This window comes from Pseudomonas sp. (assembly GCF_049645325.1).
Lineage (GTDB): Bacteria > Pseudomonadota > Gammaproteobacteria > Pseudomonadales > Pseudomonadaceae > Aquipseudomonas.
Map to the genome: position 1 here is coordinate 1 of NZ_JBARTQ010000149.1, position 6,454 is coordinate 6,454.

Sequence of the window (6,454 nt, forward strand, 5' to 3'; positions counted from 1 at the left end):
CGCGAGCAAGCCCGCTCCCACATTTGCTATGTGTCGCTTTTGCTATCGGCGCAGTACCGGCACCACTTCATGGGTCAGCCACTGCCGCAGGCAGCGGTTCTCCGGGTAATAGTGATAGATAAGCAGCGCATAGACGCCTGACTCGCTGACCATCAAGGTCGGCGCGGCATGACCGTGGGTGATCAGCGGCAGAATCTGTTGTTGATCAGGATCGAGTTTGCGCAGTAACGCGGGATTGAGGTGCAGGCCCATCAGGTGGCCGATATCACCGGCGCTGAACCAGGGCTGGCTGTCGATCAGCGCGGCGTGCAATTGGTGATGGTGGCGGGTGAAGACTTTGGCAGTAATGGGTGGATCAGGGGTAAGCGCTTGCATGGTCTGGCTCCTAACGTATCAAGGGACCGCCAAGCACTACTTCCACGTAATGGGTGGCGGCTGTACGCAGGTGTGGAAGACCGGGACGTTAGGCACCCGGCGCACTCGAAAGCGCCCCGCGCACAACCACCATAAAACACAGACAGAAAAAAACGCCTGACACTAGGTGGCGCTTTGTGCGCCTAACGATATAAGGGCTTCCACACCCTGTCACTGAATTTGCAGTGACAGGGCCAAGACTAGCCACCCCAAGCGCCCCCAACAAGTTCACGCACAGCGCCACAACGTGCAGGAAATGTCCGACGACACACTGTTCAAACCTTACACAAAAGCCAATGTGGGAGCTGGCTGGCTTGGTGATCGGCTTAGTTACGCTTCAGCAACACAGGCAGCTGCACCACCAGCTTCTGGTTGTTCAACGGCGCACGGATAAACCCGCGCTGCGTACCATCCGGGCCGATCAGCGCGAGGTTGCCGCTGTGATCGACGGTGTAGTTCGGCTTAGTAATATCCGCCGGAATAAACGGAATGCTCACCGCGTTCGACACCTTCTGCACATCGTCCACATTCGCGCCGGTCAGGCCTTCGAATTGCGGGTCGAAGTAGCCCAGGTATTGCTTGAGCTGCGCCGGGGTGTCGCGGTTCGGGTCAACGCTGACCAAAATCACCTGCAACTTATCAGCAGCCTCCTTGGGCAGCTCGCTCTTGATCTGGCGCAACTGGGCGAGAGTGGTCGGGCAGATGTCCGGGCAGAAGGTGTAACCGAAAAACAGCAGGCTCCACTTGCCCTTAAGCTCATTGACCACCACTGGCTGGCCGTCCTGGTTGGTCATGGTCACCGGCGGCAGCTGGCGGCTTTGCGGCAGCAGGATGATGCCGGCGTCGATCAGCGCGGTGGGGTCGCCCTGGCCTTTGCCCGAGAGCACTTTGTTGACGGTCAGGCCCATGATCAACGCGACGATGGCCACCAGGATAAAGACGGTTTTTTGAGTTCGAGTCATAGGTTCAACAGTAAGTAGTGGTCGACGAGCAGGGCGATGAACAGCAAAAACAGGTACCAGATAGAGTACTTGAAGGTGTTGATCGCCGCGTGCGGCTGAGCGCCACGGTACAGCACCCAAGCCCATTGCAGAAAGCGCCCGCCCAATACCAGCGCACACGCGAGGTACAGCAGGCCGCTCATGTGGATCACGTAGGGCATCAGGCTCACCGCCAGCAGGGCGAAGCTGTAGAGCAGGATATGCACCTTGGTGTAATGCTCGCCGTGGGTGACGGGTAACATGGGAATGTCAGCCTTGGCGTATTCCTCCTTGCGGTGAATGGCCAGGGCCCAGAAGTGCGGCGGGGTCCAGGCGAAGATGATCAGCACCAGCAGCAAGGGTTCGGCGCTGACATGGCCGGTGACGGCGACCCAGCCCAGCAGTGGCGGCGCCGCGCCGGCGAGGCCACCGATGACGATATTCTGCGGCGTCGCGCGCTTGAGAAACCCGGTGTAGATCACTGCATATCCGAGCAGCGAAGCCAAGGTCAGCCACGCCGCCAAGGGGTTTGTAAACGCCAGCAGCAGGGCCAAACCTGCAACAGCCAGAAACAAAGCAAAAGCCAACGCGGCAAACGGTGACACGCGCCCTTCCGCCATCGGCCGCTTATGCGTGCGCGCCATTACCGCGTCAATCCGCCGGTCCACCACATGGTTGACCGCCGCCGCGCCACCAGCACACAGCGCGATGCCCAGGTTGCCGAAAATCAGCACCGCCCACGGCACCCCGGCGCGGGTGGCGAGGAACATGCCCACCAGCGAAGTGATGAGCATCAACACCACCACTTTCGGCTTGGTCAGCTCCAGGTAGTCACGCCAGATCGCCTGGCCGTGACGCGCGCCGATCAAGGTCGCCATGGCATCTCTCCTTTAAGGGTGATGAGGCCCGATACGTGTTTGCGTGGGATGAACCGCCAGCCGAACGGCAACTGGTTGCGCACCCGGACCAGGCTGGTACGCGCGTGATAATTGACCAGTACCAGCGTCAACAACAACGCAGCGCCGCCGGCGTTATGGCCGACTGCAACCGGCAGCGGCAGGTGAAAATACACATTGCTCAAGCCCAGGCCGATTTGCGCGGCCAAGGCGATCAGCAACAACCCTGCGAGCCGCGTCATACCCACCGCGCGCAGTTGCCACGCCAGCCCCAGCAGCACCAGCGTGACCAGCACCGCGCCCATGCGATGGGTCAAGTGAATGGCGGTGCGCGCGTCACTGTCGAGCTGGCCACCGAGGTAATTGGGGCCGATGTGTTGGGTGACGTGAAAGCCGTTGGCAAAGTCCGCCGCCGGCCACCATTGGCCGTGGCAGGTGGGCAGGTCGATACACGCCATCGCCGCATAGTTGGAGCTGACCCAGCCGCCCAGCGCAATCTGGCCGATGACCAGCACCAGCCCCGCCGTCGCCCAATATTGCAGGCGCTTGGGCACGATCAATGCGGGCAAAACGCCGGACAGTCGTAGCGTCAGCAAAAACAGCAGGCTCAAGGTCGCAAACCCGCCGAGCAGATGGCCCGTGACCACTTGCGGCCACAGTTTCAAGGTCACCGTCCACATGCCAAAGGCCGCCTGGGCAAACACCACCGCCAACACAAACAGCGGCAATTTCACCGGCTGGCCCGGGTCGCGCCGATGGCTCCACGCACGCGCCGCCAACAGCACGATCAACACCCCCAAGGTGCCGGCAAAGTAGCGATGGGTCATTTCGGCCCAGCCTTTGTCGGCCTCCACGGGCGTGTCGGGAAAATGCAGCTCGGCATGCGCCAACTGGGCTTCGCTTTGCGGCACGCTGATAAAGCCGTAGCAGCCTGGCCAGTCCGGGCAGCCAAGGCCGGCGTGGGTCAGGCGCGTGTAGGCGCCGAGCAGCACGACGATCAGCGCCAGCAAGGTGGCAAACAACGCGAGGCGAAATCCAGGTTTGGCCATGACGATGCCCTTATCCGATGTTCGACAGTTTCAGCAGTTGGCGCAGGTCGTTGAGCAAGTCCTTGCCCTTGACCTTGGCGTCGTAGCGCAGCACCAGGTTGCCGTGCGGGTCGACGATCCACAGCTGCGCATCGCCGGGCGCGGCGGCGTCCTTGGTGAAGGTCGACAGGTCGAGCGGGTAGCGTTGCAGTTGCGGGTATTCAGCCGTGAGCTTGGCCTCGTAGGCGGTGCTCACGGGTTGCGCGCTGGCCAATGCGTGGCTGGCGCGGGAGGCGTCGCGGCCCAGGCTGATTTGCAGCTGGCGCGCCAGGTACACCAGTTGTTGGCACTCGGCGGCGCAGGCGGCGGGCGCGGTGACCAGCAACTGCCAGCGATCTTCGTCCGACTGCACACCGATGTCGCCGCGGGTCTGGCCATTGCCGATCATTTCGCCGTGGTAGCTGCGGCTGTCCGGCACCCAGAACTGCAGCTTGTACATGAAGGTGGCGAGCGCCATCGGGCCGATCACCATCATCAGGATCAGGATCAGTTGCCAGCGGCCCTTACGCCGATCCGGCACCTCAGACATGTTGAGTGGATTCGTGGCCGCCCCCATGGTGCGTCTCCTTTTTTTTGTTGTGCCAGCCGAGGTAGAGGTACAGCGCGAGCAGCGCCAGCGACATGGCGAACCACTGCACGGCGTACCCCAAGTGTTTTTCCGGGCCCATGGCGACCACCGCCCAGGTGGTGTCGTACGTACCGGGGCCAGCTTCGGCGCGCAGCTCGTAGGCAAAACCGCTGCGGCCCAGCTCACTCCACAGCGCAGCGGGATGCAGCGCGGTGAGCAGGCGCGGCCACTGTGTAGTCGTTGGGTCGGCGTGCAGTTGGAAGGTTTCGCCGGGGGCCACGTAGACCCAGCCATCAAGGTTCACCGGCTGGTCCGGGGTGTTGAAGGCGGGTGGCGTGCGCCGGTCAGGCCAGGGCAGCCAGCCGCGATTGAGCAGCAGCCACAGGCCGCTGGCCTGGTCATGGAAGGGTTGCAGCAACTCGACACCGGCCTTGCCGTCGCGCATGCGGTTGTCGAGCAACACGCTGTGCTCGGCATCGAATTGACCGCGCAGGCGCACACGACGAAACGCCGGGTCAGGCATGTCATTGAGCTGCACACTGCTGACAGGGTCCGCCGCGCGACGTTCGGCATAGCTGTCCACCAGCAGCTGTTTTTCATGGCCGCGCGACAGTTGCCAAAAGCCCAGCCCTACCATCAATGGCAGCAGCACCAGCACCACCAGCGTGGGTGCGAGCCCCGGGCGAAAGTCTTTTATGGCGCTGGCTATACTTGTTTTCATTGCCCGCCCATCCGAATGGAAAACCTGACCATGCTCAAAGCAGCCATTGCCCTGATGCTGATCGCGACTGTCGTGAGCCTGTTCAGTGGCTTGTTCTTTCTGGTCAAGGACGAGGGCAACTCCAACCGCCTCGTCACGGCCTTGACCGTGCGCGTGGTGCTGGCCGTGATCACCGTGGCGTTGATCGCCTGGGGCTTTTTCAGCGGCCAGCTGGTGTCTCACGCGCCGTGGTAAGACGCCTCACAGCACATAAACGAAGAAAAACAGCCCGATCCACACCACGTCGACAAAGTGCCAGTACCAACTGGCCGCTTCGAAGCCGAACTGGTGCTCGGCATTGAAATGCCCTTTCAGGATGCGCATCAGCATCACAAACAGAATGATGGTGCCGATGGTCACGTGCGCACCGTGAAAACCGGTGAGCATGAAGAACGTCGCGCCGTACACGCCCGAGCCGAGGGTCAGGCCGAGTTCCTTGTAAGCGTGCATGTACTCTTCGGCCTGGAAGCCCAGGAAGGTCCAACCCAGCAGCACGGTGATCGCCAGCCAGATTTTCAACGCGCCCCGATGACCTTTGCGCAACGCATGGTGGGCGAGCGTGATGGTCACGCTGGAACTCACCAGCAGAATCGTGTTGATCAGCGGCAGGCCCCACGGGCTGATGGTGCCCTTGGGTGCAGGAAACAATTTCGGGTCGGGGTTGTTGAGCAGCGGCCAGGCAAATTCGAAATTCGGCCAAAGCATGTGGGCGACACCTTTGGAGCCCTCACCGGCCAACCACGGTGCCGACATGTGCCGCACATAAAACAGCGCCCCAAAAAACGCGACAAAAAACATCACCTCGGAAAAGATGAACCAGCTCATGCCCCAGCGGAACGAGCGGTCCATCTGCGGGCTGTACAAGCCGGCACGACTTTCCTTGATCACCGCGCCGAACCAGCCGAACAGCATGTAGGCCAGCAACAGGCCGCCGACGAAAAAGATCCACGGGCCGTGGGATTCCGGGCGCGCGGCTTTCAGGTCGTTGAACCACACAGCCAAACCGTACACGGTGGTCAACATGCCCAACGTCGCAATAATTGGCCATTTGCTTTGCGCTGGTACGTAGTACGTATCATGAGACGACATGTATTCGCTCTCCTGATTGAGGGGGCAAACAGTAGCTAGCCCCCGGTGTGAACAGCCACCGGCGGTTGGCGCGCAGTGATATCAAACAGCGTGTACGCCAGGGTCAAATGCTTCACATCCTTGGGCATGTCGCGGTCGACAATGAAACGCACCGGCATTTCGATGCGCTGACCTGGCTGCAGCACTTGCTGGGTGAAGCAAAAACATTCGGTCTTGTGGAAATACATCGCCGCTTCGGCCGGGGAAATACTCGGCACGGCCTGGGCGGTCATGGCTTTGTCGGTGGGGTTGTAGGCCACAAAGAGCATCTCGGTGACGGCACCCGGGTTGACCACCACCTCATCGGCCTTGGAATGAAACTCCCAGACCATGTCGATGGCATTGGTGGACAAGAACTGCACGCGCACCTGCCGCGTCGGGTCGACAACTTGCTCGCCCTCGTACTGCCCAGCCGTCTTGCCGTTGATGCCGAAAGCCTTGCACATCACGTCGTAGATCGGCACCAGCGCGAAGCCGAAGGCGAACATGGCCACCACCAGGATCAGCAGGCGGGTGACCAGGCGTTTGATGGGGATGGATTCAAGCATGGCGATCACCCGAGTCGAACGCAGTCAATGTGGAAGCGGGCTTGCTCGCGAAGGCGGTATGCCAGTCACTGC

At 61.3% G+C, this 6,454-nt stretch carries 9 protein-coding genes; 1 reads left to right on the forward strand and 8 read right to left on the reverse strand.

What is annotated here, in order from left to right; all coding sequences use genetic code 11:
• Nucleotides 1-42 precede the first annotated feature (42 nt).
• The 6 genes from WBB95_RS06435 to WBB95_RS06460 all read right to left on the reverse strand — a co-directional run bounded on the left by WBB95_RS06435 (nt 43) and on the right by WBB95_RS06460 (nt 4,667).
• Nucleotides 43-375 (reverse strand): BRO-N domain-containing protein, encoded by a 333-nt coding sequence (locus WBB95_RS06435; protein WP_424486802.1) that lies wholly within the window; start codon nt 373-375, stop codon nt 43-45.
• 365 nt (nt 376-740) lie between these two features.
• Nucleotides 741-1,376: an SCO family protein gene (locus WBB95_RS06440; RefSeq protein WP_424486803.1), complete on the reverse strand. Its 636-nt coding sequence runs from the start codon at nt 1,374-1,376 to the stop codon at nt 741-743.
• Nucleotides 1,373-2,272 (reverse strand): heme o synthase, encoded by a 900-nt coding sequence (gene cyoE / locus WBB95_RS06445; RefSeq protein WP_424486804.1) that lies wholly within the window; start codon nt 2,270-2,272, stop codon nt 1,373-1,375. Before cyoE ends, WBB95_RS06440 begins: the two co-directional genes overlap by 4 nt.
• Nucleotides 2,260-3,339 carry a COX15/CtaA family protein gene (locus WBB95_RS06450; RefSeq protein WP_424486805.1) on the reverse strand — a complete coding sequence of 360 codons (1,080 nt, stop codon included), beginning with the start codon at nt 3,337-3,339 and terminating at the stop codon, nt 2,260-2,262. The genes cyoE and WBB95_RS06450 overlap by 13 nt, the downstream gene beginning before the upstream one ends.
• 10 nt (nt 3,340-3,349) lie before the next feature.
• On the reverse strand, nt 3,350-3,934 hold the full coding sequence (locus tag WBB95_RS06455; RefSeq protein WP_424486806.1) for a hypothetical protein: 585 nt from the start codon (nt 3,932-3,934) through the stop codon (nt 3,350-3,352).
• Nucleotides 3,900-4,667: an SURF1 family protein gene (locus tag WBB95_RS06460; protein ID WP_424486807.1), complete on the reverse strand. Its 768-nt coding sequence runs from the start codon at nt 4,665-4,667 to the stop codon at nt 3,900-3,902. Before WBB95_RS06460 ends, WBB95_RS06455 begins: the two co-directional genes overlap by 35 nt.
• Nucleotides 4,668-4,697: 30 nt before the next feature.
• Here WBB95_RS06460 and WBB95_RS06465 point away from each other — a divergent pair, with 30 nt between their 5' ends.
• Nucleotides 4,698-4,901 carry a twin transmembrane helix small protein gene (locus tag WBB95_RS06465; protein ID WP_016978774.1) on the forward strand — a complete coding sequence of 68 codons (204 nt, stop codon included), beginning with the start codon at nt 4,698-4,700 and terminating at the stop codon, nt 4,899-4,901.
• A 6-nt stretch (nt 4,902-4,907) separates the two neighbouring features.
• On the opposite strand, the gene WBB95_RS06470 is transcribed toward WBB95_RS06465, so the two are convergent.
• The gene (locus WBB95_RS06470) at nt 4,908-5,795 is read right to left on the reverse strand and encodes a cytochrome c oxidase subunit 3 (protein WP_424486808.1); all 888 of its coding nucleotides are present in this window, start codon (nt 5,793-5,795) and stop codon (nt 4,908-4,910) included.
• Between the two features lie 35 nt (nt 5,796-5,830).
• Nucleotides 5,831-6,382, reverse strand: coding sequence for a cytochrome c oxidase assembly protein (locus WBB95_RS06475; RefSeq protein ID WP_424486809.1), 552 nt, complete (start codon nt 6,380-6,382; stop codon nt 5,831-5,833).
• Nucleotides 6,383-6,454: the final 72 nt, after the last annotated feature.

What these genes read in the sequence shown, in the direction of transcription:
- WBB95_RS06470 (WP_424486808.1), bottom strand. Translation starts at nt 5,795, where the DNA reads ATGTCGTCTCATGATACGTACTACGTACCAGCGCAAAGCAAATGGCCA.
- WBB95_RS06450 (WP_424486805.1), bottom strand. Translation starts at nt 3,339, where the DNA reads ATGGCCAAACCTGGATTTCGCCTCGCGTTGTTTGCCACCTTGCTGGCG.
- WBB95_RS06435 (WP_424486802.1), bottom strand. Translation starts at nt 375, where the DNA reads ATGCAAGCGCTTACCCCTGATCCACCCATTACTGCCAAAGTCTTCACC.
- WBB95_RS06440 (WP_424486803.1), bottom strand. Translation starts at nt 1,376, where the DNA reads ATGACTCGAACTCAAAAAACCGTCTTTATCCTGGTGGCCATCGTCGCG.
- WBB95_RS06475 (WP_424486809.1), bottom strand. Translation starts at nt 6,382, where the DNA reads ATGCTTGAATCCATCCCCATCAAACGCCTGGTCACCCGCCTGCTGATC.
- WBB95_RS06465 (WP_016978774.1), top strand. Translation starts at nt 4,698, where the DNA reads ATGCTCAAAGCAGCCATTGCCCTGATGCTGATCGCGACTGTCGTGAGC.
- WBB95_RS06460 (WP_424486807.1), bottom strand. Translation starts at nt 4,667, where the DNA reads ATGAAAACAAGTATAGCCAGCGCCATAAAAGACTTTCGCCCGGGGCTC.
- cyoE (WP_424486804.1), bottom strand. Translation starts at nt 2,272, where the DNA reads ATGGCGACCTTGATCGGCGCGCGTCACGGCCAGGCGATCTGGCGTGAC.
- WBB95_RS06455 (WP_424486806.1), bottom strand. Translation starts at nt 3,934, where the DNA reads ATGGGGGCGGCCACGAATCCACTCAACATGTCTGAGGTGCCGGATCGG.